The sequence below is a fragment of the Burkholderia sp. PU8-34 genome (assembly GCF_053427725.1).
Map to the genome: position 1 here is coordinate 831,310 of NZ_JBSAXC010000001.1, position 26,372 is coordinate 857,681.

Here is a 26,372-nt window from a genome sequence, read left to right on the forward strand (position 1 = left end):
GCATATGAATTTCCAGGCGATCCGCGCGATCTACCGCGCAGAAATGGCCCGCACGCGGCGCACGCTGATGCAGAGCATCATCGCGCCAGTGATCTCGACGTCGCTCTACTTCGTCGTGTTCGGCTCCGCGATCGGCTCGCGGATCAGCGACGTGAACGGGATCGGCTACGGGTCGTTCATCGTGCCGGGCCTCGTGATGCTGTCGCTGCTGTCGCAGAGCATCTCGAACGCGTCGTTCGGCATCTACTTCCCGCGCTTCACCGGCACGATCTACGAGATCCTGTCGGCGCCCGTGTCGTACTGGGAGATCGTCGTCGCGTACGTCGGCGCGGCCGCGTCGAAATCGATGCTGCTCGGGCTCATCATCCTCGCGACCGCGGGGCTGTTCGTGCCGCTGCACATCCTGCATCCGTTCTGGATGGTGCTGTTTCTCGTGCTGACGTCGATCACGTTCAGCCTGTTCGGCTTCGTGATCGGCATCTGGGCCGACAGCTTCGAGAAGCTGCAGCTCGTGCCGCTCCTGATCATCACGCCGCTCACGTTCCTCGGCGGCAGCTTCTATTCGGTCGACATGCTGCCGCCCGCGTGGCGCATCGTCACGCTGTTCAACCCGATCGTCTACCTGATCAGCGGCTTCCGCTGGTCGTTCTACGGGCTCGCGGACGTGCATGTCGGAATCAGCCTCGGCGCAACCGCGCTGTTCCTCGCGATCCTGCTCGCGATCGTTGCGTGGATCTTCCGGACCGGCTACCGGCTGAAGAACTGACGCAACAACGGCGGTCCGGCGCGCGCGATGACGCATTTGTTCAAGCGCGTGGCGCTTTTCCTCTGATGTGGCCTTTTGTGGTCGCGTCTACTGAAACTTCGGGGCCTTGAAGCACGAATCGCTTCGAGGCCCCTGTTCATTTCAGAGGACGCCATGCCCGCCGCCACCGCACCCGCCTCCATCGCGCGCGCCAGCGCCGCCGCCCGGCTCGAACGCCTGCCGTTTTCCGGGTATCACAAGCTGATCTTCTTCATCATCGCGATCGCGTTCTTCTTCGATTCGGTCGACCTCGGCACGATGACGTTCGTGCTCGGCTCGATCAAGAAGGAGTTCGGGCTGTCGACCGCGACGACCGGCCTCGTCGCGAGCGCGAGCTTCTTCGGGATGGTGATCGGCGCCGCGGTCGCGGGCCTGCTCGCCGACCGCTTCGGCCGCCGGCCCGTGTTCCAGTGGAGCATGGTGCTGTGGGGCACCGCGTCGTACCTGTGCTCGACCGCGCAGAGCGTCGACGCGCTGATCGTCTATCGCGTGCTGCTCGGGATCGGCATGGGCATGGAGTTTCCGGTCGCGCAGACGCTGTTGTCCGAGTTCGTGCCGACCGCGAACCGCGGCCGCCTGATCGCGCTGATGGACGGTTTCTGGCCGCTCGGCTTCATCACCGCGGGCATCGTGTCGTACTTCGTGCTGCCGCAGTTCGGCTGGCGCACCGTGTTCGCGCTGCTCGCGATTCCGGCCGTGTTCGTGCTGATCGTGCGCCGCGTCGTGCCCGAATCGCCGCGCTGGCTCGAGCACGCGGGCCGGTTCGGCGAGGCCGATTCGGTGATGCGCGACATCGAGACCAAAGTGATGCGCTCGGCCGGCGTCGCGACGCTGCCGCCGCCCGCACGTATGATGGAGGCGCCCGCGCCGCGCGGCCGCAGCGCGCTGCGCGAGATCTGGAGCGGCGCGTACCGCCGCCGCACGACGATGGTGTGGCTGCTGTGGTTCTTCGCGCTGCTCGGCTTCTACGGGCTCACGTCGTGGCTCGGCGCGCTGCTGCAGCAGGCCGGCTTCGAAGTCACGAAATCGGTGTTCTACACGGTGCTGATCTCGCTCGGCGGCGTGCCCGGCTTCCTGTGCGCCGCGTGGCTCGTCGAGCGCTGGGGGCGCAAGCCGACCTGCATCGCGTCGCTGCTCGGCGGCGGCGCGATGGCATTTGCGTACGGACAGAGCGCGCTGTACGGCGGCAGCACGACGCTGCTGATCTGCACGGGCCTCGCGATGCAGTTCTTCCTGTTCGGGATGTGGGCCGCGCTGTATACGTACACGCCGGAGCTGTACGGCACCGGCGCGCGCGCGACCGGGTCCGGCTTCGCCTCGGCGATCGGGCGCGTCGGGTCGCTGATCGGACCGTACGTGGTCGGCGTCGTGCTGCCGCTGTTCGGGCAGGGCGGCGTGTTCACGCTCGGCGCGCTGTCGTTCGTGGCGGCCGCGGTCGCGGTATGGACGCTCGGGATCGAGACGAAGGGGATCGCGCTCGAAGCGCTGGCGTCGGCGGACGATGCGGGCGACGGCGGGCGGTATGCGGCGGCGGCGGACAAGGTGTCGTGACACAGCGGCGGGCCTGCGTGCCGGGAGGGTGCTCGTCCTTGGCGGGCCTGCAAGCCGGGCAGGTGCTCGTCCCTGGCCCGCCTGCATGCCGGGCGGGTGCTCGTCCCAGGCGGGCCTGCTCGCGAAGCGGATGCACGGGCCGGCGTCGGCGCTGCTAGACTGAGGGGCCGGTTTCCCCCGGCCCTGCGGTCACCCCGGGTTGTCGCGGAAGCGGCGGGCGCCGCGTAGTGCCACGACACACGGCAACGCCGGCGCGGCAACTGCCCTCTCTACCAGCGCGAGGCCCCCACCGATGAGCTCCTCCCGAATCGAAGCGATCCGCGACGGCCTGTTCCGCGCGACGACCTACGTCGAGCCGTTGAAGCTCGGATTCAGCCAGTTCTTCGTCCGGTCGCCGGGCGGCGACATCGTGTGCATCGAAACCGGCACCCGTTCCAATTTTCAGCAATTGCGCGCGAGCCTCGCGACGGTCGGCATCACGCCATCGATGGTGACGAGCATCGTCGTCCCGCATTTCGAAGCGGACGAGATGGGCGCGCTCCCCGAATTCCTCGCGGCCAATCCCGCGCTCGTCGCATACGGTCACCCGATGTGCACGTACGGGCTGGCCGACGTCTTCGGCGTACGGTCGGTGCCGCTGAAGGACGGCGAGCCGATCGTCCTCTCCGGCGTCGACATCGTGCCGATCTTCACGAAGCACGTGCACCAATGGGATTCGCTCGTCGTCTATCTGCCGGCCTACAAGGCGTTGCTGTCGTCGGATATCCTGATGCGTTTCGGCGACGACGACGTGGACGACCCGCTGCCCGCGATTCTCGACTCGATCTCGCAATCGGATTACCTGCCGTCGCTCGCGCATCTGGCGGCTTCGCTGCGCAGGATCCAGTCGCTCGATCTCGACATCATCCTGCCGATGCACGGCCCGGCCATCACGCGCGACATCCCGCGCGTGCTCGAAGGCGCGATCCGTCATTGCGACGAAGCCGCCGCGCGGCCTGCGCAGGCAAGCGCCGCTTCATGCTGAACGGTCCGCCCGCACCGGGCGCAGCAGGCGGCGAGCGCCGGTCGCGCCCGTCTGCGCAACGGCTTGCGGATACGTGACGGCCGTCCGCCGATGCAAGTACTGAAATTTCTTCCCGGCACGATGTCGATTTCCGCCGTCGCGGTTCGTCGTAGTGTCGGAAGCGTCCGCCACATGCACATGCACGCGGCGGACGCTCGATCTTTTCCCCCGTTCAAGGAGAGTTGACAATGCGCGTGATGGTGATCGTCAAGGCGACGAAGGAATCCGAAGCCGGCCAGATGCCGGACACCGAGCTGCTGGCCGCGATGGGCCAGTACAACGAGGAACTCGTGAAAGCAGGCGTGATGCTCGCGGGCGAAGGGCTGCACCCGAGTTCGCGCGGCAAGCGCGTGCGCTTTTCGGGGCCGGGCCGGACCGTGATCGACGGCCCGTTCGCCGAGACCAAGGAGCTGATCGCCGGCTTCTGGTTGTGGCAGGTGAAATCGATGGACGAAGCCGTCGAATGGGTGAAGCGCTGTCCGAATCCGATGAAAAGCGAATCCGAGATCGAGATCCGGCAGGTGTTCAGCCCGGAAGACTTCGGCGCGGAATTCACGCCGGAGCTGCAGGAGCAGGAAGCGCGACTGCGCGCCGACATCGAGGCCGCGCAGAAGAAGCCATGACCGCGGAGCAATGATCGCGGCGGCGCGATGTGGCAGCGGCGCGCCATGGCCGCGTGGCGCGAAACCCGCTCGCCGCGCCCGCGCTCACCCGCAACTCACCCGCAACTCACCCGCAACTCACCCGCCACTCACCCGCCGCTCGCCTTCGCGGCGACCGTCGCCTGCAGCCCTGGCGCCGACGGCTGCGGCAACTGCTGCACGAGCGCGAAGCTCACGTTGACCGTCCCGCCTTGACTGGAGATCCGCGTGACATCCCCGCGGCTCGTCGCGAAGCAGCCGAGGAAGGTCGGCGACGCCGCGTCCATGCCGAGCCGGCACGACCAGCCGATGGTCGCCTCGCTTCTGCCCGTCTCGCTGAACCCGACGAGCGCACTCCATCCTGCGGGGCCATCGGCAACGCCAGGAACGAACTCCGCATGGCGCACCAGCACCGGCTGCCATCCGCATCGGCCCGGCTCGTAACGATCGAGCATGACGCGGATGTCGAAGCGGTCCTGACCGGCCGGCAGCCGGACATTGTCCGCGATGACCTGCGTGGTCTCCGGCGCGCCCATCATGCGGCCGAGCAAGGTCTGCGACCGGCACGCCGGATTGGTGGACGCGTAGTCGATGCCGAGCCACAGCTCGACCTTCGGATCCTTGCGGCCGTGAATGACGAGCGTGCGCTGCGGCTCGTCCGTTTCCATCGGACGATCCGACAGCGTGTTCTGCGGCGCCTCGACATGGGCTTCGAAGCGCATGATGCTGTCCCCGGCCAGCACCGGGCCCGGGGCGCCGGCGAGCCACCCGATCGCAGCAACGAGAACGACGTGAGCGTGCGCAGACATGGCTTCTCCCTGGCTGTGCGTTGCCCCGACCGGCGTCGCTCGTTGTTCCAGATTCACCCGGTTCACCCGGTTCGCCCGATCCGCCCGTTGCGCCCGGTATAGATCCCGCACGCACGCGGCCGATCCGGCCTGTACCGCCGTTGATGCATTGTGAGCGGCGCTGGCCGGCTTCGTAAACTTGGGACGAACCCCTGAAACGGTCATTCGCCGGAGCTGGCCATCCCCCGCCCGGCCGGCCCGCCGCTTCAGGCGGCCGCGCCTCGCTTGTCGTTCAACCATGCGACGAATACGGATGTGCGCAGCGGCATGGCCGGCATCGGGGGGCAAACCACGTAGTAGCTGTACGGGCTACGCTGGGAAAAGGCGCCGAACGGCAGAACCAGCTCGCCGCGATCGATCCGCTGCTGTACCAGCCGTTGCCGCCCGATGGCGATACCGACATGGTTCAGGGCGGCACTGACGCACAGGTCCGACTGGTCGAACGTAAAGCTGCGCTCCGGCAATCCGATGTCCGGCAGGTTGTGGCTGGCCCAGAGCGCCCACTCCGCATCGTGCGACGCATGATTCCACGCAAGCGAATCGTGCAGCAGCGTGCAGCCGACGATGTTTTCCGGGTGATCCCAGAGTGCGTGGCGGTCGGCGTACGCCGGGCTGCAGACGGGGGCCATGCGCTCGTCCATCAGCTTGTGGCTGACCAGGCCGGGAAACTCGCCGTTCGCGTAGTCGATCGCGACGTCGATGTTCTGCGTACGGAAATCGATGTTGTCGTTACCCACCCGCAGATCGACCGACAAGCCCGGGTACTTCGCCGCGAATTCGGCGAGCTGCGGCACCAGCCAGCACTGCGCGACCGACGGGCGCGCGTAGACGGTAAGGCGCCCCTCGACGTTTTCGTCAGCGGTCGGCTCGAGCGCGTCGGCGAGTTCGTTCATCGTTCGCTGCAGGATCCGGAACAGGCGCTCGCCTTCCGGCGTCAGGGCAATCTTCCGCGTCAATCGTTCGAACAGCCGCATGTCGAGCGCGCGCTCGAGGCGCCGGATGCGATGGCTGACCGCGCTCGCGGTCAGGCACAGCTCGTCCGCCGCACGCAGAAAGCTCATGTAGCGCGCAACGGCCAGAAACGTATGCAGGTTCGCGAACTGACTGCTGTCGAGCCGATGAGCAAGCCGTGGCGGCAGGTTGTACATGAAGCCCACTCCCCTTTGTCGTTTTGGTCACGCCGTTCCCGCATCGCCCGCGCACGAGCGGTGCGGGAACGGCTGCGGAACGACGCCGGCAGCAGCCGGCCCGCGGCCTTGCCGGTCAGCCGCCCTGCAAAGCCTCCCGCCCCTTGGACAGGTACGCGGCCATTTCCGCTTCCGGCACCATGCTGCCCCCGGTGGCCCACGCAAGGTGCGTCGCATTGGCCAGAACGTCCGGCGGCATTTGCGCATGCGGAGGATGGCAAGCTTCCCGGCCCCGCGCAAGAACTCGTGCGATACCCGGTACGCCGGCCAGCGCCGAAGGCTCGAGCCGGATCCCTTCCTCGCGCTCGAGCAGCGCGAGCAACGCGAACAGCTCATCGTCGCCGACGGTCAGGTACCCGTCGACGAGCCGTTGCATCGCCTTGCCGACAAATCCGGACGGCCGCCCGACGGCGAGCCCGTCCGCCGCGGTCACGTTGTCGATGCCGAAATCCTGCACCGAGACGGCGTCGTGCAGCCCCGTATAGACGCCCAGCAGCATGCACGGCGAATGCGTCGGCTCGGCAAACAGGCAGTGTACTGCGTCCCCGAACGCGAGCTTCAGGCCGAACGCCACGCCGCCGGGACCACCGCCGACACCGCACGGCAGGTAGACGAACAACGGATGCCGGCCATCCACGACCACTCCGGCGGCGGCCAGTTGCAGCTTGAGCCGCTCGGCGGCCACCGCGTACCCGAGGAACAGGTTCGTCGAGTTTTCATCGTCGATGAAATGACACGCCGGATCCTGTTCCGCTTCCCTGCGGCCCTCGGTTACCGCCGCGCTGTAGTCCGACGCATGCTCGACCACCGTCACGCCGTGCGCGCGCAGCATGTCCTTCTTCCAGCGGCGCGCGTCCGACGACATGTGAACCGTCACCTGGAAGCCGAGCGTCGCGCCCATGATGCCGATCGAGAGTCCGAGGTTGCCGGTCGATCCGACGGCGATCCGGTAGTTCCGGAAAAAGGCGCGCGACGTGTCGCTGTCGAGCTTCGAATAGTCGTCGCCGTCGTTCAGCAGCCCGTTCGCCAGCGCGAGATCCTCCGCATGCTTGAGCACCTCGTAGATGCCGCCGCGCGCCTTGATCGAGCCGGAAATCGGCAATTCGCTGTCGAGCTTGAGCCACAGCCGGCCCGGCAACGCGATGTCGTACCGGTTCGCGAGCGCCGCTTGCAGACGCGGTACCGCGCGGATCGGCGACTCGATGATGCCCTGCGCGGCTGCGGTCTGAGGAAAGACGCGGGCAATGCAAGGCGCGAACCGCGCAAGCCTCGCGCTCGCGTCGTCCACATCGCGCTTCGTCAGGCCGACGTCGGGCAGCGCTTCGGCGGCCGGCAGCACGGCCGGGTTGAACCAGGTCGTTTCCTCGAGCGCAACGAGGTCCTGAATGAGCGGATGGCTTTCCAGCCACTGTGCGACGGATTTTCCTGAAATCATGTTTCTGTTTCCTTGTTTCGATGCGTACGGCCCGTCAGTGCACGAGGCTCGACAACAGCAGCGTCAGGCCCAGCGCGATCACGGACGCCAGGGTCGTTCCGCCGGTAAACCGCTTGAGCGCCTCCGACAACGGAACGCCGAGATATTCCTTCACCACCCAGAAGGCAGAATCCGTCACGTGAGTCCAGCCGATCGCACCGGCGCCCACCGCGATGACCATGATTTCCGGCCGCAGCGTGGGGTGGCTGGCCAGCAGCGGCGTCACCATGCCGGCAGCGCTCATCATCGCGACCGTGGCCGAGCCGACGGCAAAGTGCATCAATCCGGCAACCAGCCACGCAAGCACGACCGGATTGAGGTCGGACTGCGCGAGTTGCGACGCCAGCACCTTGCCGATGCCGCTGTCGATCAGCATGCCGTTGAATGCGCCGCCGGCGCCGATGATCAGCAGGATGCTGGCCAGCGGCGGAAAACCCCGCTGCGTGCGGTGCAGCAGGTCCGTCATCGTTGCGCCGCGGCGCAGGCCCAGCGACCAGTACGCGAATGCGACCGCAATCACGAGCGCCGTGAGCGGGTTGCCGACGAACGCGATCGCCCTGGCCGCCGCGGACGCGCCGGGCAAGCCGGCCGACAGCGTCTTCGCGACCATCAGCAACAACGGCAGCGCGATCGTGAACAGCGTGATGCCGAAGCCCGGAAGCGCATCGGAATGGCCGCGCGATTCGCCGCGTTCTTCGAGAAAGGTGGTTTGCCCGGCCGGCGCTTCGCGCTTGCACGCCAGCGTGATCCATACGGGTCCGGCAATGACCGCGGTCGGCACGCCAACGATCAACCCGTACAGAATGACCTTCCCGACATCCGCGCCAAGCATGCCGGTGATCGCCATGGCGGCCGGGTGCGGCGGCAACATGCAATGCACGGTCATCAGCGAGATCGCCAGAGGCACGCCCAGGTAGAGGAGGTTGATTCGCGTTTCCCTCGCGACGACATAAACCAGCGGAATAAGTAGCACGAAGCCCACTTCAAAAAACACCGGGATGCCTGCGATGAATCCGACCAGCATCATGACCCATGCGGCGCGTCGCTGGCCCAGAGTTGCAAGCAGCGTTTGCGCGACCCGCTCGGCGCCGCCGGATTCTTCCAGCATCTTGCCGAGTATGCTTCCGAGCCCGATGATCGCGGCGAGGAAGCCCAATGTGCCGCCCACCCCTTTGTCGAACGACGCAACGATGCCGGACAGCGGCATGCCGGAACCGATCCCGACCACGAAACACGCCGCCAGCAGCGCCAGAAACGCATGCACCCGAACCTTGACGATCAGCACGACGATCGTCGCGATCGCCGCGAACAACACGAACAACAACCCGGCACTTCCTTCCACGATGTCTCCTTTTATCTGATGTCTTTTGTCACGCGGTCGGGATTCCCGAGGCGCGACGCGGGGATTTGACCTGCGAATCTCCCGTGCGACAAAGGATGAATCGTCAGCCGACGGGTGATGCCAGTTCAGCCGTCGCCGACACCCCGCGGGGCACCGGGAACCTCGACTCGCACGGACGGGCGGACGGACGGGCGATGCCGGCTTTCTCGGCGCGCGCGCCGCCTGACAACCCGTAGGGTCCGCAGAAATTTGGCTGAAAGGCGCCCTTGCTAGAGTCGGTACGCATGGGGTTTCCGAGGAGGCCTGCCCGTCAGGCGGACACGAATGCGACGATCGACGACCATAGCGCGCGCCCTTTGGCTGATCCTGCTGCTTGCCGTTGCGGGCCCCGCGTGCGCCTTCCAGTCGCGGGTCGTGGCGATTCCCAGCGACACGATGCGCGAAACGTTCGCGGCGACGGTCGTGTTGCCCGATGCCTACGTGCACGGCAGCCACACCGAGCACTTCCCGGTCGTCTACGCGCTGCATGGCTCGGGCGGCGACCATACCGACTGGACATCGAACACGCGGATCGGCGAGCTGGCCGACCGCTATCACGTGATCCTCGTGATGCCCGACGGCGGCCACGAGAGCTGGTACATCGACAGCCCGTTCGATTCGGGCAGCCGCTATGAAACCTTCGTCGGCAAGGAAGTCGTGTCGTACGTCGACGCGCATTTCCGCACGATTGCGACGAAACATGCGCGGGCGATCACGGGGCTCAGCATGGGCGGCTTCGGCGCGCTGCGCATCGCGCTCGACGAGCCCGATACGTTCGGCGCGGTCGGCAGCATCAGCGGCGCGGTCGATCCGCGCAATTGCGAGGACGAGCCGCACATCGACCACGTGTTCGGCGATCCAGGCCGGCACCCGTCGTTCTGGAATCGCAATGCGATCATCGAAAGCGCCCGCACGTTCATGCACGCGCATATCGACCTGACGATCGATTGCGGCCGCGACGATTCGTTCGTCGGCTCGAACCGCACGCTGCACGAGCGGCTCATCGCGCTCGGCGTGCCGCACGACTATGCAGAGCGGGCCGGCGGCCATACGTGGGATTACTGGGCGAACGCGATCCGCTATCAGGTGCGGTTCTTCGCGACGTCGTTCGAGCGCAGCGGTTACGCGTTCCGCCATCACGCCGACGTCGCGAGCCACGCCGCCGATACGCCGCACGCAGGCTGACGCGTCATGCTGCGGCAACGAATGCGTCACACGTCACGTCGCCATACCGTGTCGATCGTGTGAAGAGGCCGGTCCGATTCGACCGGCACGATGACATCGACGCATCGATCGTCGCCGAGGTGGCTCGCAAGCGATGCGGAAGTGGAACGGGAATCAGTTGCGCCGCTGCGCGTCCGCGCTCACCACGCGATCGAAGAACTCCTGCGCGCGCGCGAGTTCGTCGAGCGCACGATCGAGCCGGGACATCGCCATCGCATACTCGACCGACGATGTTTCATCGTCGGCCTCGCCGCGCACCGCGCGAAACGCCTGATCGACGTTGCGCGTCGCCTCGACGAAGCGTTGTGCGGCCCAGGCTTCTCGCGAACGGATGTGGGTCGACATCGACACTTCTCCCTCAGGTTGCTGTGTGAAGCAAGCCGACGCTCAGTGTGCGTGGTGCGCATGGCGACGGCATGACCAACTGCCAACTGCCTGTCGACCTATCGGCCGCCGCGCGAGCGCGCTTCGTGCCGATTGTCTCTCTGCGCTCGTCGATCCGCCACGACGAGATTGCAACAATGTCTTGCGCGGACCGGAATGACTGTCGCGCATGCGCGTGTCATCCGCGCTTCCCCTCCCCCCGCTTTTCCTGTTTCCCTTTCCTTCAGCCGTTGAGCACGCACGCAATGTCCGTCATGCGCGGCCGACGTGCGGATGCGTCACGCCGCCGAACGTCTCCGGCTCGCCCGGCGACAGGTCGAACAGATCCTGCGTGAAGCTGCGCACGTGCTCGGCCGCGGGACGGTTGCGCAGGCGCGTCGCATGCGACGGCGCGACGTACGCCGCCGCGGTTTCGATCGGCGGAACATCGAACAGATCGCGCGTGAACCCGCGCACGTCTTCCGTCGACAAGCGGCCACGCAGACGCGCGACCAGTTCGACGAAGCGGTCGAAATCGCCGTCGCGGGTTGCCTTGTTCACGTCCGCGAGATCGCGCGCCTTCAGCACGCTCGGCTGCGCGAGCCGCACGAAATACGGCGCCTCGAGCTCGACCGACAGCGCGAGCGGATAGCTCTTGCCGGCCTGCTCCGCGCCGCGCGCGCCGGCCCGGTCCGCGCAATCGACCACCACCGCGCCTTGCGCGGCGCCGAGGCGCTTGCCCGTGCTCACGCTGCGCAATTGCTCCGGATGCACGCGCAGACGCGTGCCGATCGTCAGCGCGGTGGATGACGCGCACACCAGCGCGTAGTGCTGCTCGCGCGGACGGCCGGACGGCAGTTTCGCGCGGCTCGTGATGAACGTATGCGGCGGCAGTTGCCGCACCTGGCCGCCCGCGTCGATCCATGCATTCCACAGCAGCACGTTGCCGCGCCCGACCATGCGCGCGCGGGCCGCGACCGGCGAGAACAGCGCGAGCAGCGAGCCCGTGCGATGCGCGGCGACCTGCGCGCTGCTGCCGAGCGGCTGGTTGATCCCCCACAGAAACCGCCCGCCCCCCAGCCGGCGCTCCCATTCCTTGCGGAGCACCACGGTGGCGAGCTCTTCGCCGGACTCGGTGCCGATCTTGGTCCAGCAAAACGTGCGAGGGAGGTGTTTCAGCGTCATCAACTTTCCAGGGGCGCAGCAGCTTGCCAGCTTCAGCAAGTCATTCAATAGCCGTAACTGTATAGGTATAATGCATGACATGGAAGCCCCAGACCAAGATTTTCCCGTTGAAGACCTGTTGCGCAGATTGGCGGCGGATACCCGCTCGTCCAGCGAAATTGCGCGACTTTCCGGGGTCAGCCAGCCAACCGTGTCGCGTCTTCGGCAGTCGAACGGGCGCCGTCTGCGACGCAGCGCGCCATTCAATAAGCTATGCACTTTCTACGGCGTCGACATGCATCCGTCGCGCCGCCGCTATAACGAATTGCTGCGTGACGCGATCGTCGACGCGTGGGACGGCTCGGACGAGCACGGGCGCGCGCTGCTGGTCGTGATCCAGGGTTTGAAGGATCTGCAAGGCAAGGCCGACGACGGTTGATCTCGCGGGTCGGCTTGCTTTGCCCGGCGGCGGGAAGTTGGCCAGGCGGGAAGCAGGCGCAGAACGACGGCACGCGGGCGGTGACGATCGATGTCGTCACCGCCCGCGTTGCATCGGGAGGGGGAAATGCGCGTTCGTCGTCGGGGAGCGCGCGGCGGCCGGCGTCAGCGCCCGGTCACATGTTTGGCTCGGCTAAACGGCGCTCCTTGCGCCTTGCACGCGCCCGAAGGAAGTCCTCTTGGGGACGACCGGCAACGCACATTCGCAAGCCCGTTATCAGCGTGAACAGGCCCTGAGGGAATTGCCCGATTACTGGCGAGCGGGTTGCCGGGCGGATGCGGGATCCGTGACGAAACCGATCTTCGCAAGACCGGCGGCTTGTGCGGCCGACAGCAGCTTCGCGACGCCGTCGTAGCGCGCCGCGCGATCGGCCGACAGGCGCACTTCCGGTTGGGGCGTGGCGCGGGCCGCGGCGGCAAGGCGCGTCAGCAGTTCGGTATCGGATACCGGATGCGCGTCCCAGCTCACGCCGCCGCTCGCGTCGATCGCGACGTCCACGTGCGGCACGCGCAAGTCCTCCGGCTGGCTCGCCGCGTGCGGCAATGCAATGCGCGCGGCGTGATGCAGCACCGGCAACGTCACCATGAACACCACCAGCAGCACGAGCATCACGTCGATCAGCGGCGTCATGTTGATGTCGGCCGCGAGCGCCAATCCGTCGTCGCGGTCGTCAGGTGCGGCGTTCATGCGCGCGCTCCTGCGACGGCCGGCTGCGCTTCGGTCGACATGGCGGTTGACGTATCGGTCGACGCATCGCTCATCCGGTCCGGCCGCCCGGCCGTCGCGGGACCGCTGCCCGTCAGCAACAGCAGATGCAGGCCGTGCGCGAAACGGTTCAGGCGCGCGACGATATCGCGCGACAGCCGCGCCAGCGTGTTGTAGCCGAGCACGGCGGGTATCGCGACGCACAGCCCGAACGCCGTCATCACGAGCGCCTCGCCGACCGGCCCGGCCACGTGGTCGAGGCTCGCATCGCCCACCGCGCCGAGCGACAGCAGCGCATGATAGATCCCCCAGACGGTGCCCAGCAGCCCGACGAACGGCGCGGTACTGCCGATCGACGCGAGCAGGCCAAGCCCGCGCTGCAGCCGCGCGGCCGATTCGTCGACCGACGTCTTCAGGCTGCGCGACAGCCAGTCGCTCGGGTCGATCCGGTCGTGGAGCCGGTGCCGGCTCGCCTCGTGATGGGCCATCGCCACCTGTCCGGCGCGCGCGAGGTCGAAGAACGGCATGCCCGGCCCGCCGAATGCGCGCATTCCGCTGCCGATGCCGTCGGCATCCCAGAACCGCGCTTCCGCGCGCGCCGCGCGGCGCCGGATGCCGCCGAGCTCGATCGCCTTGATCGCAATCACCGTCCATGACGCGACCGACATCGCGACGAGTATTAGCGCGACCGCGCGCGTCATCGGGTCGCCTTGCGCCCACAAGTGGCCAATTCCGTAGTCCGTCATGATGAAGTGTCCTGTTACTCGTCGAGATTGAACGTGATCGGTGCGCGCGCTCGTGTCGGAACCGGCACACCGTTCTCCCGATGCGGCGCGCAACGGCTCGCAAGCACCGCTTCGCGCGCCGCCGCGTCGAGGCGCGAGTAACCGCTGCCGGTCACCACGCGCGCGGCTACGACGCTGCCGCCTGTATCCGTTTCCAGTTCGACGAGCACGGTGCCGTGCTCGCCCATGCGCAGCGACTGGGGCGGGTAGTCGGGTTTGACCAGTGCGCATTCGGGATGTGCGACGAAACGTGGCGTCGCGGGGGCGAGGTTCGCTTGCGTCTGCGTCTGCGTCTGCGTCTGCGTCTGCGTCTGCGTCTGCGTCTGCGTCTGCTCGGCATTCGACGTCACATCGCTTCGCGGCGCAATGTGTCGCTCGTCTGTCGCGGCAGCAGGAACGGGCTGCGACGGCGAAGGCACCGGCGCGTCATGCACCAGCGGCCGGGCTCGAACCGGCGCGATAGCCTTTGTCGTTGACGTCTCGCTGCTCGCCGACGGTCGGGGCATGGTCGTCGCCCGATGCACAGCGTGCGACGCGGCTTTCGACTCCGTCGCCGCCGTCGTCGTCACCGTCGAAGCCGCAGCCGACTGCGACTGCGACTGCGTCGGTGTCGGCGTCGGCGTCGGCGTCGGCGCAATCAGCGTCGCCACCATCACCTGCCGAGGCACGGGCACGCTACGCACAATCTGTTCGCGTGCAAGCAGCACAAACACACCCACATGCAGCACGCACACACCAGCGACAATCGACGCGACGCACACGCCGCGATGACCCGCGCGATCGCGGACGACACCGTTCGCTCCGGCCGCCTCACGCGCATCGAAGGCAGCTGTGCTCATCACCCGTCCCGCCCCGCGTTCGCCAGCCCGCTCGCCCGTGCACAACATCGCCACCATGACGAGGACTGCGTATCGATTGTCCCGGTGTTCATCGCTTCGCCTCGTTCGCTCCCGCCGTCGTCGTCGCCGTCTGTCGTCATCAGTCGCACGCCGTCCCGCATTGCGCGAGCGAGTTCTCCTTGCTGCGAAAGATCAGCGGCTGTTCGTCGCGTGGCGCTGGTCGCCGCGCGAACTGCACCGCCTGTTCGACCTGGCCGTGATGCGCGGACTTCGCACACACCGGATCGGCTTCCTTCGGGTCGCCAGCCAGCAGGTACGCCTGGCACCGGCAGCCGCCGTGATCCGCATGCCGCTCGTCGCACGTGCGGCACGGCTCGCGCATCCAGCCGTCGCCGCGAAACGCGTTGAACGCGTCGCTGTCGTACCAGATCTCCTTCAGCGACCGGTCGCGCACGTTCGGCAGCGCGAGCCCCGGCAGCGAACGCGCGGCATGGCACGGCAGCGCGGTGCCGTCCGGCGCGACGCCGAGAAACACCGAGCCCCAGCCGTTCATGCACGCCTTCGGGCGCTGCTCGAAATAGTCGGGCACGACGAACAGGATCTGGCAGCGCTCGCCGACCAGCTTGCGATAGCGGTTGACCGTTTCCTCGGCCTCGCGCACCTGCTCGACGGTCGGCATCAGCTGGTCGCGGTTCAGCATTGCCCAGCCGTAGTACTGCGTGTTCGCCAGCTCCAGGTAATCGGCGCCGAGATCGAGCGCCATCTCGATGATCTGTCCCACGTGCGGCAGGTTGTAGCGATGCAGCACGCAGTTGAGCACCATCGGGTAGCCGTGTGCCTTGATGAGCCGCCCGACGCTGCGCTTCAGTTCGAACGTGCGCGTGCTGGTCAGGAAATCGTTCAGCTCGCGCGTCGAATCCTGCAGCGACAGCTGGATGTGGTCGAGCCCGGCCGCCTTGAGCCGCTCGATGCGCGCCGCGTTCAGCCCGATGCCCGACGTGATCAGGTTCGTGTAGAAGCCGAGCCCGCGCGCATGCGCGACGAGCACCTCGAGGTCGCCGCGCTGCAGCGGCTCGCCGCCCGAGAAGCCGATCTGCGCGGCGCCGAGCGCGCGCGCATCGCTGATGACCGCGCGCCACGCGTCGGTATCGAGCTCCGCGCCGTGCGTCGCGAAGTCGACGGGGTTGTAGCAGAACGCGCAATGCAGCGGGCAGCGGTACGTGAGTTCCGCGAGCAGCCACAGCGGCGCGGACGGTCGGGAAGTGTCGGGTGCCATGTCAGTCGAGCCAGCCGCGCAGTCGCGCATGATCGAGGAAACGGTACACGTCGGAGGCAAGGTCCGATGTGCTGAACAGACACTCGAGTTCGCCGATGATGTCGTCTAGCTCGCGCGTGCCGTCGCAGCGCACGAGTATTTCGGCGGCGCTCGGGTTGAGCTTGACCATGCCTTCCGGATAGAGGAGCACGTAGGCTTCCTGGGCCGCCTCCCACTGCAGGCGGTACATGCCCCTCAGACAGGGGCGCAGCGGCACGCCGCTGACGGCATCGATCGCGTTCATACGGGGTAGGCCTTTTCGACGGCGTCGAGCATCGACCACAGAATGTCGAGCTTGAATTGCAGGATGCCGAGCGCGCGCTGCTGCGCATCCGGCGTCGTGAAATGCTGCAGCGTCACCGCGAGCCCGTGCTCGACGTCGCGCTGCGCGAGCGGCACGCGGCTGCGGAAGTAATGCAGCCCCTCCGGCTCGATCCACGGGTAATGCGACGGCCAGCCTGCGAGCCGGTCGAGGTGGATCTGCGGCGCGAACATCTCCGTCAGCGACGAACACACGGCTTCCTGCCACGGCGCGCGCCGCGCGAAATTGACGTACGCGTCGACGGCGAAGCGCACGCCGGGCAGCACGTGTTCGAGCGACCACAGCTCGACGCGATCAATCCCGACCGCCTCGCCGAGCCGCACCCATGCCTCGATGCCGCCCTCGTTGTCGCCCTGCCCGTCGTGATCGATCAGCCGCTGGATCCACAGCCGCCGCGTGTCGCGATCCGGGCAATTCGACAGGATCGCCGCATCCTTGAGCGGGATGTTGATCTGGTAATAGAAGCGGTTCGCGACCCAGCCGCGAATCTGCTCGGGCGAACATACGCCGCTGTTGAGCCGCCGGTTGAACGGGTGATGGATGTGATAGCGCGATTCGAGCGCGCGCAAGCGCGCCTCGAATTCGGTAGGAGTCCATGGCGTCGTGTGCAACGCCGTAGCGGGAATCGGTGCGTTCATTGTCATACCTCGAATTGCATGCCGTCGTGCGCGACGTCGATGCCATGCGCGCGCAGGCGCGCGTGCTCGGCGGAATGCGGGTCGAGAATCGGGTTCGTATTGTTGATGTGCGTGAGCACCTTGCGCGTGCGCGCGGGCAGCGTGTCGAGCCAGTCGATCATGCCAGGCTGCCCCTGTTCCGCGCACTGCGCGAGATGCCCCATGTCGGCCGCGTGCTTGCTCGACAGGCCGAGGTCGATCATCTCGGTGCCGGTCCAGAACGTGCCGTCCACCAGCACGAGATCCGCGCCGTCCATCGCCGCGCGCACGTCGTCGGTGACGGCCGCGAGCCCCGGCGCATAGAACGCGCGCCGGCCGCTCGCGACGTCTTCGATCGACAGTGCGATGTTGTCGCCGGGCGCGGCCGACGCGCGCCGCGGCGAATAAGGCGGCGCCTTGCTGTCGACGGGAATCGCGGTGAAGCGGATCCCGCTCGCCGCCGGCACCGTGAACGGCTCGCCGAGCGCGATCGTGTGCGCATCGACGCCGCAGTAATGGCCGAGCAGCGGCACGAGCGGCAAGCCGGTCGACAGATCGTCGAGCACCGGCGCGCTCGCATAGAGCGGCAGCGGCGTCGAACGCTCGCGCAGCATCAGCAGGCCCGTCACGTGATCGATCTGCGCGTCGCACAGCACGACGGCGGCGATTCCGCTGTCGCGGATCGCGCGCGCCGGCTGCAGGTCCGGATCCGCGCGCAGCTGGGAAAGAATGTCGGGCGACGCGTTGACGAGGATCCAGTCGATGCCGTCGTCGCTGACCGCGATCGACGACTGCGTGCGCGGCAGCACGTGGCCGCTTCCGCTGCGCGCGCGGCGACAGTTCGCGCAATTGCAGTTCCATTGCGGCAGGCCGCCGCCGGCTCCCGAGCCGAGTATCTTGATCTTCATGGGCGTCAGCTCCCGAGGCCGCCCGCGCCACCCGCGTCAAAACGGGCGGCACGGGCAGCGCATCGCGCGGCGATCAGCGGTTGGCGATGTACATCGTGATTTCGAAGCCGAAGCGCAGGTCGGTGTAAGACGGGGTCGTCCACTGCATGATGTGTCTCCTGATTGAATTGATGAGTCGCTTTGGTGAGTCCAGCAACCGCGGCAATCTGGCGGTCGGTTTCTCTTCAGCAAGGAGCGTGCCGAAGCCGCACCTTGCCCGCCCGACGGCGGCACATGGCCGTCACCCGGGCTTCGGGACCGGATCCTTACGATTAGCCGACACGATTCGCGCGGATGCGATTCACCGCCCCGGCGGCACGATGCGCAGGGGCGGTGACAGGTGTTGAATCGTTGAACACCGGCGTTGCAATGAGTGTTGCAACTTGACACACCGGCGGTGACGGATCGCGCGCTGTGGGCCGGCCGCGCAGGCGCGATCGCGGCCTGCGCGTCAGCTTTCGGCCGGCGGGTGGCGCTCGGCGTCGGCCGCCGGCATCTTCCGGTAGATCGTGTTGCGCGAGACGCCGAGCGCGCGCGCCGCGGCGGACACGTTGCCGCCGTGACGGGCCAGCGCGGCGGCGATCGCGGACGCGGCGACGTCCTGCAGACGCGCGTCAGCGGGCGGGATCGCATCCACCGCGCATGGAGCGGCGCACGCTACGGCGGCCGGATCGTGCGCGGCCTGCTCGACCTCGGCATCGCCGCGGCGCAGGTCGTCGAAGAAATCGTCCGGCAGGTGCTCGCGCCGGATCTCGCCATCGTCGTCGACCATCGCCGCCGCCGTGCGCAGCAGGTTGCCGAGCTGGCGGAAGTTGCCGGGCCACGCGCAGCGCACGAACAGCGCCATCACGTCCGGCGCGACGGACAGCGGCGGCTGGTCGGGGCCCGCGAATGCTTCCCGTTGCACCATCTTCTGCACGACGACCGCGAGATCCGTGCGGTCGCGCAGCGGCGGCAGGCGCACCACGAGGCCGTTCAGCCGGTAGTAGAGATCCTCGCGGAAGCGGTTCTGCGCAATCATGTCGCGCAGGTCGCGGTGCGTCGCGCAGATGATCGCGATATCCACGGCGATCGTCTTCGTCGACCCGAGCGGGTTGACGAGGCGCTCCTGCAGCACGCGCAGCAGCCGCACCTGCAGCGGATACGGCATGTCGCCGATCTCGTCGAGGAACAGCGTGCCGCCGTTTGCCTGCAGCAGCTTGCCGATCGCGCCCTTGCGGCGCGCGCCGGTGAACGCGCCCTCCTCGTAGCCGAACAGCTCGGATTCGATCAGCGTCTCCGGAATCGACGCGCAGTTGACCGCGACGAACGGCCCGTCGCGCCGCGGCGAGTCGTTGTGGATCGCCTGCGCGAGCAGTTCCTTGCCCGTGCCGGTCTCGCCGGTGATCAGGATCGGAATGTCCTTGCCGATCACCTTGCGCACCTTCGCGATCACGCACGCCACCTGCGGATCGCCGGTGTCGAGATAGTTGAGCCGCGACAGGCCCGCCGAGCCGCCCGCCGCCTGCGCCTGCGCCGGTACCGCGTTCGCGCGCGCGGCCGGCGCGCCCGCATCGCGGACATCGGTCGGCCGGCTGCCTTCGGCGAGCGTCGCACGCCGGAAGTGCACGCGCGCGCAGACCACCGCGCCGTTGCCGAGATTCAGCATCAGGTGCCGGTCGGTACTCGCGCGCATGCGGTCGATCAGCTGCGCGCTCGTGATGTCGAACAGCGACGACAGCGTGTGCGCGCGCAGCGCGGCGAGCGGCATGCCGAGCTGGAACTGCGCGCTGCGATTGGCCGACAGGAAGCGGCCGTCGGCGGTGAACGCGACGATTCCCTCCATCAGCGTGCCGAGGAACTCGGGCCGGCCATGGAACGACACCTGCAGCGTTTCCTGAAAGGTCGTCGTAAACAGGTGATTCTCGATCATCTGCACCGACATCTTCGCGAGCGCCATCGTGTGCTGGTGATAGCTGCGGTGGTCGCCCGTCACGTCGAGCACGCCGATCGCGTCGCCGTACGGATCGAGGATCGGCACGCTCGAACAGGTCAGGAAGCGGTTCGCGGCCAGGAAGTGCTGGTCGCCGTGGACGACCATCGGGCACAGCTCGGCGAGCGCCGTGCCGATCGCGTTGGTGCCCTGCCGGCTCTCCGCCCAGTTCGCGCCCGGGCGCAGCGCGACCTTCTCCGCGCGGCGCAGGAAGTCGTCGTCGCCGATCGAATGCAGGATCAGGCCCTCCGCGTCGGTCAGCACGATCATGCTCTGCGTATTGACGATCTGCTCGTGCAGCGTCTCCATCACCGGCATCGCGTGCACGCACAGCACGCGGCTCTGCTCGCGCTTCAGCACCAGCGCCGCGCTCGACAGCACGTCGTAGTCGGGGCGTGCCGATACCTGCAGGCCGAACGTCTCGGACCGCTCATGGGCTTTCTGGATCGACGGCGCGGGCCAGCCAGTGGGATGGGCGGCCCGTGCTACGGCCGCCTGATCTACGTCATCGCGCATTGTCTCCTCCGGGGATCCTTCCGGTCATCTGCCGGACTCTTTGCCGTCATTGCAAGCAAGCATCGGGCCACGCGAGTGTCGCGGCACAGATGGACGTTTCTGTGCCGGTCATGCGGGCGCAAATTGAAAGCTGGATGCAAGACACCGACCTGCTATGCTCGCGCCGCTGTCGGTCGAGCTCGTGTCGCCGGACCGGTCGGCCTTCGTAATACCGCGATTGCCCGGTTCGCAGCTACCCGGGCGAATCCCGATCTTCGCGGCTGGCGCGTTTCTGGCTTTGCTTGAGATCAAGCCCAGCGGTTGCCCGGACGCACAAGCGGCCGAGTGACTGACGGTTGTCCCCATTACGTCCAAGCCTCACCGACATGACGTCTGCCCCGAATCGGTCCACGCCGTCGCCCGCGATGCCGACCCCATCTGCCTCGCCTCGCGCGCCTGTATCACCCGACGCACTCGCCATACCTGCCGTACCTGCCGTACCCGCCTCGACTGCCGTACCTGCCGTACCTGCCGGCCCCGTTCACCGGCGCCTGCGCCGCGATGCACAGGCGATCGCGTACACCGTGGCCGGCGCCGCGCACGGCCACCCGGTCGTCGTGCTGCACGGCGGGCCCGGCAGCGGCAGCCAGGCCGGCATCCTGCGACTGTTCGACCTGACGCGCATGCGCGTCGTGCTCGTCGACCAGCGCGGCGCGGGCGCGTCGGCGCCGCGCGGCGGCACGCGTCACAACAACACTGCGCGGCTGATCGGCGATCTGGAGGCGGTGCGCGAGCAGCTCGGCATCGCGCGTTGGGGCGTCGTCGGCGGCTCGTGGGGCGCCGCGCTCGCGCTCGCGTATGCGGGCACGCATCCCGCGCGGGTGACCGGCGTCGTGCTGCGCGGCCTGTTCCTGACGTCGCCACGCGAAGTCCGCCGACTGTTCACGACGTCGCGCACGCGCGCGCCCCGTGAATGGCAGCGCCTGAGCGCGGCGGCCGGCTGCGGCCAGCCGGATCGCCTGCTGTCGTGCTGCGCGCGGCGGCTGCGCCCCGGCGCGGGCGCGGCCCGGCAGCGCGCGGTGGCGCTCGCGTGGCGCGCGTACGAAAACGCCGTCCTCGCGTCGTCGCTATCGCGCCGCTCGCCCGCGCACGCGATCCGCTCGCACCAGATCGTTAGCCGGCTGATCGACAAGTACCGGATCCAGGCGCATTACCTGCAGCAAGATTGCTGGCTCGGCGAGCGCCGCGTGCTCGCGCTCGCACGTCGGGCGGCAGAGGCAGGTGTGCCGCTGTTCGCCGCGCACGGGATGCACGACCCCGTCTGCCCGGTCGGCAACGTTGCCCGCCTCATGCGTGCCGCGCCCGAGGTCGAAATCGAGCGCGTGCGTGCCGGACACCTGGCGAGCGACCCGGCGTTGGCGCGCAGCGTCGCCCGCGCGGTGCATGCGATGTTCTCGGCCGCGCCGTTCACGTAACCGCCCATGGCGAGCACGGCCCGGCGCCTGTTCACGCCGTCACGCGCCAACAAGCGCAGCCGTGCAACCCTCAATCCCACGCGTAGCGCACGCCGACCCACGCACCACGCGGCGCGCCCGGTCCGACGAACTGTTCATTGACCGGATTCGCGCCGTCGAACGTGTGATTCGGCCCGTTGAAGAAGTTCTGGCCGAGCACGCCGAAGCTCGCGTAGCGTTTGTCGAACAGGTTCGTCACGCTCGCAAAGACCTCGAACCGCTTCGTGATCCGGTACCGCATGTCGAGATCGACGAGCACGTAGCCCGCGATCTTGCCGTTCACGTCCTGGTTGTTCTCGTCGCCGCGCGCGTACACGCCGCTGCGCCACGTGACGTTCGCGCCGATGTCCCACGCGGGCGTCGCCGCGTAGTCGAGCCGCAGCTTCACCGTGTGCGCGGGAATGCCCGGGATGCGGTCACCCGCTTTGACCGTCACGTTGCCGTTCGCGTCGGCGGCCGAGTTCGCGGGGCTGTGTTCGGTCCACGACGAGCGGTAGGTCGCATCGACATAGCTGTACGACAGCCCGACGCCGAGCGGGCCGACCTGCGTGCGGCCCGCGAGTTCGATGCCCTGCCGCCGCGTATCGCCGACGTTGCGGAAATAACCCTGCGCGCTTGCCGGACTGCTGATGAACTGGATGTCGTCCGTCAGCGTCGTGCGGTAGGCGGCGGCGCTCCACGTCGTCGCGGCGCCGATGCGCCCGCGCGCGCCGACTTCGAACGTCTTCGAGATCACCGGCTTGAGCGCCGGGTCGGCGATGAAGTCGTTCGGTAGCGAGCACGGCGCGGCAGGGTCCGCGCACGCGAGTTCGATCGCGGTCGGCGAGCGCATCCCTTCGTTGTAGGTCGCATACGCGGTGAAGCCCGCGACCGGGTTCCAGTTGAGCCCGACCGCCGGATTGAAGCGCGAGAACGTATGGTTGCCGTCGAGCAGCGGCTGCACGCCGCTCTCGTCGCCGATCTGCGCCTTCGACCAGTCGTAGCGGCCTGACAGCGTCAGCGTCCAGTGCGGCGTCAGCGACAGCGCGTCGCTCAGGTACACGCCGAGGTTCGCATTGCGCGTCTTCGCGTTCGTCTGCGGGACGAAATCGCCGATGCCGATTGCCGCGCGCGTGTCGGTGAAATACGCGTCCTGCGACGACGCGACGTAGCGCGAGTTCGCGAAATCGGCCGCGACGCCCGCGATCAGCTGGTTCGACATCCCGCCGAGCTTGCCGAGCAGCGTGAGCTGCAGGCTGCCGCCGTAGCTGTCGGTGACGATCGTCGATTGCGCATTGGTGCCCTGCACCGTGTCGATCGTGCCGTCGGCGCCGACCGATCCGAAGTCGGTGTTGTTGTTGCTGCTCGTGTTGGCGTTGCGCAGGTGCCGGTAGTACGCGTTGCCGCTCAGCTCGACGTGCTCGCCGAAAAAGCGGTCGCCCGACAGCGTCACGTACTCGGCGCTGTTGCGGTTCAGGTCCGGATATGTGTATGCCTGCTTCGGGTTGTCGAGGAACGAACGCGGGATCGTCTGGGTGCCGTACAGCGCGTTGTCCGCGCCGCCCGCGGCGATCGACAGCGTCGTGTCCGCATCGGTGTAGCGCAGCTTGCCGAACCCCTGCCGCACGCGGCTCGCGTTGTGGTCGGCCCAGCCGCCGTCGTTCGCGACGTTTGCGGTCGCGTAGTAGTCGAGGTTCGAGCCGATCGTGCCGCCCTGCTCGATGCTGGCGGTCTTGCGGCCCCAAGAGCCGCCCGACACCTCCGCTTCGCCGCCCGGATTCGACTTGCCGTTCTTCGTCGTGATCGCGAGCGCGCCGCCGAGCGTATTGCGTCCGTACACCGGATTGGAGCCCGGAATCAGCTGCATCCGGTCGATTGCCTGCGTGGGCAGGATGTCCCAGTTCACGATGTCGCCGAACGCCTCGTTCACGCGCACGCCGTCGACGAACACCGACAGCCCCTGCGGCGTGCCGAGCACCGGCGACGCGGTGAAGCCGCGATAGTTGACGTCCGTCTGGTACGGGTTGCCCTGAGCTTCCGAGATCGTCACGCTCTGCAGGTTCGCGGCGAAGAAGTCGGTCAGCGTCGCGCGGTGCTGCGCGTCGAGCTCCGACGCGCGCACCGTCTGTACGTTCGCCGGCACCTTCGACAGCGGCGTGCCGATTCCGAGCAGCGGGGTCGTGCCGACCACCACCACCGTGGGCAACGTGACGGCTGGCGCTTGCGGCGTGCTCGTGGCGGCCGCAGGAGCGGCGGCACCCGTCGCTACAGTGCCGTCCGCATGCTGCTGCGCGCGCACGTCGCCCGGCGACAGGCCGAACAGCGCGATCGCGCCGAGGGTCGGGCCGAGAATCGGGCTCAGAAGCGGGCCCAGAATCACGCCGACGTGCCACGCGCGCCGGCCGCCTCGCATCGTGCTGCCCCGCCCGGCTGCCTTTGGCCTCCTGATCATTTCCGTTGTCTCCGTCTTTGTGTTCCGCCGGGTCGTGCGATGCAGCGCGCGGCGATATGTGTTGTCGCGAAGCGAGCGTGCGAGAACCGTGCCAGCACTGCCGGCGCGGCGCGCGCAAGCGTCGCCGCCCATGCCGCGCACCGTTTCCGTTCGGCATGCGCGCGTGCGGCGGCCCATCTGTCACGGGTGCTACGCCACCTGTCATGTTTGGCAACACCTCGCGCGCGGCGGTGTACCTGAATGCAACACCTTCGTTGACGCCACTGCGCGATGCGTTCGACACCGCACAGCGCGCGATACGCCCGTGTGCCGCGCCACGCAGGCTTCGCGGTGCGATGGCATGCGACTTGCGTGAACGGCAGTGCACTCGGCCCGGAACCCCCACCGTGCCGGCGCGACGAACCGTTCGCGGCGGTGCGACCACAATGACTCAGGAGACAACCATGAAGAAACTCTCGGCTTCAGCGAGCCGGCTGGCGACGATCGGAATCGCGGTGGCTGCCGCCGTCGCGCTGAACCCCGGCCTCGTCGAGGCGGCCGCGGACTACCCCGCCGTGACCTACCAGCGGCTGACCGATGCGCACACCGATCCGGGCTGGCTGACCTACTACCGCACCTACGACGGCCGGTCGCATTCGCCGCTCAAGCAGATCGACACGTCGAATGCGAAGGATCTCAAACAGGTGTGGGCCTACAAGTTCCCCGCCGACCTGAAGCAGGGCTTCGAAGCCACGCCGATCGTCAACGGCAACTATCTGTTCGTGTCGACGCCGAAGGACAACGTCTACGCATTCGATGCGAAGACCGGCAAGCAACTCTGGAAATACGAGCCGAAGCTCGGCCCGGCATCGTTCAAGACCGCGTGCTGCGACGTCGTCAACCGCGGTGTCGCGCTGTATGGCAAGAACGTCTATATCGCGATGCTTAACGGCGAAATCGCGGCACTCGACGCGCAGACCGGCAATCTCGTGTGGAAGAAGCAGATGTTCGAGCCTGGCCTCGGCTACGCGTTCTCGCTCGCGCCGCTCGCACTCGACGGCTCGATCGTCGTCGGCACGTCCGGCGGCGAATACGGCATTCGCGGCTACATCGTCGCGCTGAATCCGGAGGATGGTTCGGAAGTCTGGAAACGCTATACGATCCCGGCTTCCGGTGAAAAGGGCGCGGAAACCTGGCCCGACGGCATGCAGAGTCATGGCGGCGGCGCCGCGTGGCTCACCGGCACGTACGACGCCGCGTCCCGCACGCTGTACTGGGGTGTCGGCAACCCCGGCCCGTGGCTCGCGGCGCTGCGCCCCGGCGACAACCTCTATTCCGACTCGCTGCTCGCGCTCGATGCGAAGAACGGCAACCTGAAGTGGCACTACCAGTACACGAACAATGACACGTGGGACTACGACGGCGTGAACGCGGCCGTTCTTGCGGACATCAAGTACAAGGGCAAGGACTACGACGCGATCATCCACGCTGACCGCAACGGCTTCTTCCACGCGATCGATCGCACGACCGGCAAGCTGATCTATGCGACGCCGTTCGTGAAAGCGTTGTCGGTCACCGGCTACACGGCCGACGGCAAGCCGATCCAGGACGCATCGAAGTTCCCGAAGGCCGGCACGACGATCGAAACGTGCCCGAGCTTCCTCGGCGGCAAGAACTGGTGGTCGATCTCGTTCGACCAGGAACGCAACATCGCGGTCGTGCCCGCGCTGCATGCGTGCATGAGCCTGACCGGCAAATCGGTCAGCTACATGGAAGGCCTGCCGTATCTCGGCGAAGGTTTCGAGATCAAGCCTGAACCGGGCAGCGAGGGCTACGGCGAACTGACGGCAATCGACGTGAACACCGGCAAGAAGCTGTGGAGCCACTGGTCGAAGAAGCCGTGGAACGGCGGTGTCGCGACCACCGCGAGCGGTCTCGCGTTCAGCGGCTCGCTCGACGGCCACCTGTACGCGTTCGATACGGCGACCGGCAAGGTGCTCTGGGAGAGCCCGCAGCTCGCGAGCGGCATCATTTCGCAGCCTTCGGTGTATGAGGTCGACGGCAAGGAATACGTCGCGGTGCTCGCCGGCTACGGCGGCGCGAACCCGATCTGGGGCGGCCCGATGGCCGACATCGCGAAGGATGTTCCGCGCGGCGGCACGCTCTACGTCTTCGCGCTCGACTGATCGGGCTTAGGCCCCGGTCGCGTCCG

At 67.6% G+C, this 26,372-nt stretch carries 24 protein-coding genes; 8 read left to right on the forward strand and 16 right to left on the reverse strand.

Features of this window, described 5'->3' with window-relative positions; genetic code table 11:
* Positions 1-4 precede the first annotated feature (4 nt).
* The 4 genes from ACV22Z_RS03820 to ACV22Z_RS03835 all read left to right on the forward strand — a co-directional run bounded on the left by ACV22Z_RS03820 (position 5) and on the right by ACV22Z_RS03835 (position 4,042).
* On the forward strand, positions 5-766 hold the full coding sequence (locus ACV22Z_RS03820) for an ABC transporter permease (RefSeq protein ID WP_448074964.1): 762 nt from the start codon (positions 5-7) through the stop codon (positions 764-766).
* 153 nt (positions 767-919) lie between these two features.
* Entirely contained in the window at positions 920-2,356 is a 1,437-nt protein-coding gene (locus ACV22Z_RS03825; RefSeq protein WP_448074965.1) for an MFS transporter, read from the forward strand.
* A 292-nt stretch (positions 2,357-2,648) separates the two neighbouring features.
* Entirely contained in the window at positions 2,649-3,380 is a 732-nt protein-coding gene (locus ACV22Z_RS03830; protein WP_448074966.1) for an MBL fold metallo-hydrolase, read from the forward strand.
* 227 nt (positions 3,381-3,607) lie between these two features.
* The gene (locus ACV22Z_RS03835) at positions 3,608-4,042 is read left to right on the forward strand and encodes a YciI family protein (protein ID WP_448074967.1); all 435 of its coding nucleotides are present in this window, start codon (positions 3,608-3,610) and stop codon (positions 4,040-4,042) included.
* A gap of 128 nt (positions 4,043-4,170) precedes the next feature.
* Here ACV22Z_RS03835 and ACV22Z_RS03840 read toward each other — a convergent pair whose 3' ends face one another.
* The 4 genes from ACV22Z_RS03840 to ACV22Z_RS03855 form a co-directional block, all read right to left on the reverse strand.
* Entirely contained in the window at positions 4,171-4,869 is a 699-nt protein-coding gene (locus ACV22Z_RS03840) for a hypothetical protein (protein ID WP_448074968.1), read from the reverse strand.
* A 245-nt stretch (positions 4,870-5,114) separates the two neighbouring features.
* On the reverse strand, positions 5,115-6,056 hold the full coding sequence (dsdC, locus tag ACV22Z_RS03845; RefSeq protein ID WP_448074969.1) for a DNA-binding transcriptional regulator DsdC: 942 nt from the start codon (positions 6,054-6,056) through the stop codon (positions 5,115-5,117).
* Between the two features lie 115 nt (positions 6,057-6,171).
* A complete protein-coding gene (gene dsdA, locus ACV22Z_RS03850) occupies positions 6,172-7,530 on the reverse strand; it encodes a D-serine ammonia-lyase (RefSeq protein ID WP_448074970.1) in 1,359 nt (452 codons plus the stop codon).
* 34 nt (positions 7,531-7,564) lie between these two features.
* Entirely contained in the window at positions 7,565-8,884 is a 1,320-nt protein-coding gene (locus tag ACV22Z_RS03855; RefSeq protein WP_448075163.1) for a GntT/GntP/DsdX family permease, read from the reverse strand.
* A 351-nt stretch (positions 8,885-9,235) separates the two neighbouring features.
* Between ACV22Z_RS03855 and ACV22Z_RS03860 the strand changes: the two genes are divergently transcribed.
* On the forward strand, positions 9,236-10,135 hold the full coding sequence (locus ACV22Z_RS03860; protein ID WP_448074971.1) for an alpha/beta hydrolase: 900 nt from the start codon (positions 9,236-9,238) through the stop codon (positions 10,133-10,135).
* A 153-nt stretch (positions 10,136-10,288) separates the two neighbouring features.
* On the opposite strand, the gene ACV22Z_RS03865 is transcribed toward ACV22Z_RS03860, so the two are convergent.
* Positions 10,289-10,519 (reverse strand): hypothetical protein, encoded by a 231-nt coding sequence (locus ACV22Z_RS03865; protein ID WP_448074972.1) that lies wholly within the window; start codon positions 10,517-10,519, stop codon positions 10,289-10,291.
* Between the two features lie 291 nt (positions 10,520-10,810).
* On the reverse strand, positions 10,811-11,722 hold the full coding sequence (locus ACV22Z_RS03870; protein WP_448074973.1) for a hypothetical protein: 912 nt from the start codon (positions 11,720-11,722) through the stop codon (positions 10,811-10,813).
* Positions 11,723-11,801: 79 nt separating this feature from the next.
* Between ACV22Z_RS03870 and ACV22Z_RS03875 the strand changes: the two genes are divergently transcribed.
* Positions 11,802-12,140 carry an XRE family transcriptional regulator gene (locus tag ACV22Z_RS03875; RefSeq protein WP_448074974.1) on the forward strand — a complete coding sequence of 113 codons (339 nt, stop codon included), beginning with the start codon at positions 11,802-11,804 and terminating at the stop codon, positions 12,138-12,140.
* 309 nt (positions 12,141-12,449) lie between these two features.
* On the opposite strand, the gene ACV22Z_RS03880 is transcribed toward ACV22Z_RS03875, so the two are convergent.
* The 9 genes from ACV22Z_RS03880 to ACV22Z_RS03920 all read right to left on the reverse strand — a co-directional run bounded on the left by ACV22Z_RS03880 (position 12,450) and on the right by ACV22Z_RS03920 (position 20,257).
* Positions 12,450-12,887 (reverse strand): ExbD/TolR family protein, encoded by a 438-nt coding sequence (locus ACV22Z_RS03880; RefSeq protein WP_448074975.1) that lies wholly within the window; start codon positions 12,885-12,887, stop codon positions 12,450-12,452.
* A complete protein-coding gene (locus ACV22Z_RS03885; protein WP_448074976.1) occupies positions 12,884-13,651 on the reverse strand; it encodes a MotA/TolQ/ExbB proton channel family protein in 768 nt (255 codons plus the stop codon). Before ACV22Z_RS03885 ends, ACV22Z_RS03880 begins: the two co-directional genes overlap by 4 nt.
* Before the next feature lie 14 nt (positions 13,652-13,665).
* Entirely contained in the window at positions 13,666-14,040 is a 375-nt protein-coding gene (locus tag ACV22Z_RS03890) for an energy transducer TonB (protein ID WP_448074977.1), read from the reverse strand.
* Between the two features lie 628 nt (positions 14,041-14,668).
* Positions 14,669-15,805, reverse strand: coding sequence for a pyrroloquinoline quinone biosynthesis protein PqqE (pqqE, locus tag ACV22Z_RS03895; protein WP_448074978.1), 1,137 nt, complete (start codon positions 15,803-15,805; stop codon positions 14,669-14,671).
* A 1-nt stretch (position 15,806) separates the two neighbouring features.
* Complete coding sequence (gene pqqD, locus ACV22Z_RS03900) at positions 15,807-16,088, reverse strand: pyrroloquinoline quinone biosynthesis peptide chaperone PqqD (RefSeq protein ID WP_448074979.1); 282 nt, start codon at positions 16,086-16,088, stop codon at positions 15,807-15,809.
* Positions 16,085-16,804: a pyrroloquinoline-quinone synthase PqqC gene (pqqC, locus tag ACV22Z_RS03905; RefSeq protein WP_448074980.1), complete on the reverse strand. Its 720-nt coding sequence runs from the start codon at positions 16,802-16,804 to the stop codon at positions 16,085-16,087. Before pqqC ends, pqqD begins: the two co-directional genes overlap by 4 nt.
* 2 nt (positions 16,805-16,806) lie before the next feature.
* Positions 16,807-17,730 carry a pyrroloquinoline quinone biosynthesis protein PqqB gene (gene pqqB / locus ACV22Z_RS03910; RefSeq protein WP_448074981.1) on the reverse strand — a complete coding sequence of 308 codons (924 nt, stop codon included), beginning with the start codon at positions 17,728-17,730 and terminating at the stop codon, positions 16,807-16,809.
* 73 nt (positions 17,731-17,803) lie between these two features.
* Positions 17,804-17,878: a pyrroloquinoline quinone precursor peptide PqqA gene (pqqA, locus tag ACV22Z_RS03915; protein ID WP_006485436.1), complete on the reverse strand. Its 75-nt coding sequence runs from the start codon at positions 17,876-17,878 to the stop codon at positions 17,804-17,806.
* Between the two features lie 342 nt (positions 17,879-18,220).
* The gene (locus ACV22Z_RS03920) at positions 18,221-20,257 is read right to left on the reverse strand and encodes a sigma-54-dependent Fis family transcriptional regulator (protein WP_448074982.1); all 2,037 of its coding nucleotides are present in this window, start codon (positions 20,255-20,257) and stop codon (positions 18,221-18,223) included.
* Between the two features lie 365 nt (positions 20,258-20,622).
* On the opposite strand from ACV22Z_RS03920, the gene ACV22Z_RS03925 reads away from it, so the two are divergent.
* Positions 20,623-21,711 carry an alpha/beta fold hydrolase gene (locus tag ACV22Z_RS03925; RefSeq protein WP_448074983.1) on the forward strand — a complete coding sequence of 363 codons (1,089 nt, stop codon included), beginning with the start codon at positions 20,623-20,625 and terminating at the stop codon, positions 21,709-21,711.
* A 70-nt stretch (positions 21,712-21,781) separates the two neighbouring features.
* On the opposite strand, the gene ACV22Z_RS03930 is transcribed toward ACV22Z_RS03925, so the two are convergent.
* Positions 21,782-24,181 carry a TonB-dependent receptor gene (locus tag ACV22Z_RS03930; protein WP_448074984.1) on the reverse strand — a complete coding sequence of 800 codons (2,400 nt, stop codon included), beginning with the start codon at positions 24,179-24,181 and terminating at the stop codon, positions 21,782-21,784.
* A 443-nt stretch (positions 24,182-24,624) separates the two neighbouring features.
* Here ACV22Z_RS03930 and ACV22Z_RS03935 point away from each other — a divergent pair, with 443 nt between their 5' ends.
* Positions 24,625-26,346, forward strand: coding sequence for a methanol/ethanol family PQQ-dependent dehydrogenase (locus ACV22Z_RS03935; protein ID WP_448074985.1), 1,722 nt, complete (start codon positions 24,625-24,627; stop codon positions 26,344-26,346).
* Positions 26,347-26,372 lie beyond the last annotated feature (26 nt).

Bases quoted from the DNA above. Each gene is read 5' to 3' on its own strand.
- ACV22Z_RS03820 (WP_448074964.1), top strand. From the start codon at position 5: ATGAATTTCCAGGCGATCCGCGCGATCTACCGCGCAGAAATGGCCCGC.
- ACV22Z_RS03825 (WP_448074965.1), top strand. From the start codon at position 920: ATGCCCGCCGCCACCGCACCCGCCTCCATCGCGCGCGCCAGCGCCGCC.
- ACV22Z_RS03830 (WP_448074966.1), top strand. From the start codon at position 2,649: ATGAGCTCCTCCCGAATCGAAGCGATCCGCGACGGCCTGTTCCGCGCG.
- ACV22Z_RS03835 (WP_448074967.1), top strand. From the start codon at position 3,608: ATGCGCGTGATGGTGATCGTCAAGGCGACGAAGGAATCCGAAGCCGGC.
- ACV22Z_RS03840 (WP_448074968.1), bottom strand. From the start codon at position 4,869: ATGTCTGCGCACGCTCACGTCGTTCTCGTTGCTGCGATCGGGTGGCTC.
- dsdC (WP_448074969.1), bottom strand. From the start codon at position 6,056: ATGTACAACCTGCCGCCACGGCTTGCTCATCGGCTCGACAGCAGTCAG.
- dsdA (WP_448074970.1), bottom strand. From the start codon at position 7,530: ATGATTTCAGGAAAATCCGTCGCACAGTGGCTGGAAAGCCATCCGCTC.
- ACV22Z_RS03860 (WP_448074971.1), top strand. From the start codon at position 9,236: ATGCGACGATCGACGACCATAGCGCGCGCCCTTTGGCTGATCCTGCTG.
- ACV22Z_RS03865 (WP_448074972.1), bottom strand. From the start codon at position 10,519: ATGTCGACCCACATCCGTTCGCGAGAAGCCTGGGCCGCACAACGCTTC.
- ACV22Z_RS03870 (WP_448074973.1), bottom strand. From the start codon at position 11,722: ATGACGCTGAAACACCTCCCTCGCACGTTTTGCTGGACCAAGATCGGC.
- ACV22Z_RS03875 (WP_448074974.1), top strand. From the start codon at position 11,802: ATGGAAGCCCCAGACCAAGATTTTCCCGTTGAAGACCTGTTGCGCAGA.
- ACV22Z_RS03880 (WP_448074975.1), bottom strand. From the start codon at position 12,887: ATGAACGCCGCACCTGACGACCGCGACGACGGATTGGCGCTCGCGGCC.
- ACV22Z_RS03885 (WP_448074976.1), bottom strand. From the start codon at position 13,651: ATGACGGACTACGGAATTGGCCACTTGTGGGCGCAAGGCGACCCGATG.
- pqqE (WP_448074978.1), bottom strand. From the start codon at position 15,805: ATGGCACCCGACACTTCCCGACCGTCCGCGCCGCTGTGGCTGCTCGCG.
- pqqD (WP_448074979.1), bottom strand. From the start codon at position 16,088: ATGAACGCGATCGATGCCGTCAGCGGCGTGCCGCTGCGCCCCTGTCTG.
- pqqC (WP_448074980.1), bottom strand. From the start codon at position 16,804: ATGAACGCACCGATTCCCGCTACGGCGTTGCACACGACGCCATGGACT.
- pqqB (WP_448074981.1), bottom strand. From the start codon at position 17,730: ATGAAGATCAAGATACTCGGCTCGGGAGCCGGCGGCGGCCTGCCGCAA.
- ACV22Z_RS03920 (WP_448074982.1), bottom strand. From the start codon at position 20,257: ATGCGCGATGACGTAGATCAGGCGGCCGTAGCACGGGCCGCCCATCCC.
- ACV22Z_RS03925 (WP_448074983.1), top strand. From the start codon at position 20,623: ATGACGTCTGCCCCGAATCGGTCCACGCCGTCGCCCGCGATGCCGACC.
- ACV22Z_RS03930 (WP_448074984.1), bottom strand. From the start codon at position 24,181: ATGATCAGGAGGCCAAAGGCAGCCGGGCGGGGCAGCACGATGCGAGGC.
- ACV22Z_RS03935 (WP_448074985.1), top strand. From the start codon at position 24,625: ATGAAGAAACTCTCGGCTTCAGCGAGCCGGCTGGCGACGATCGGAATC.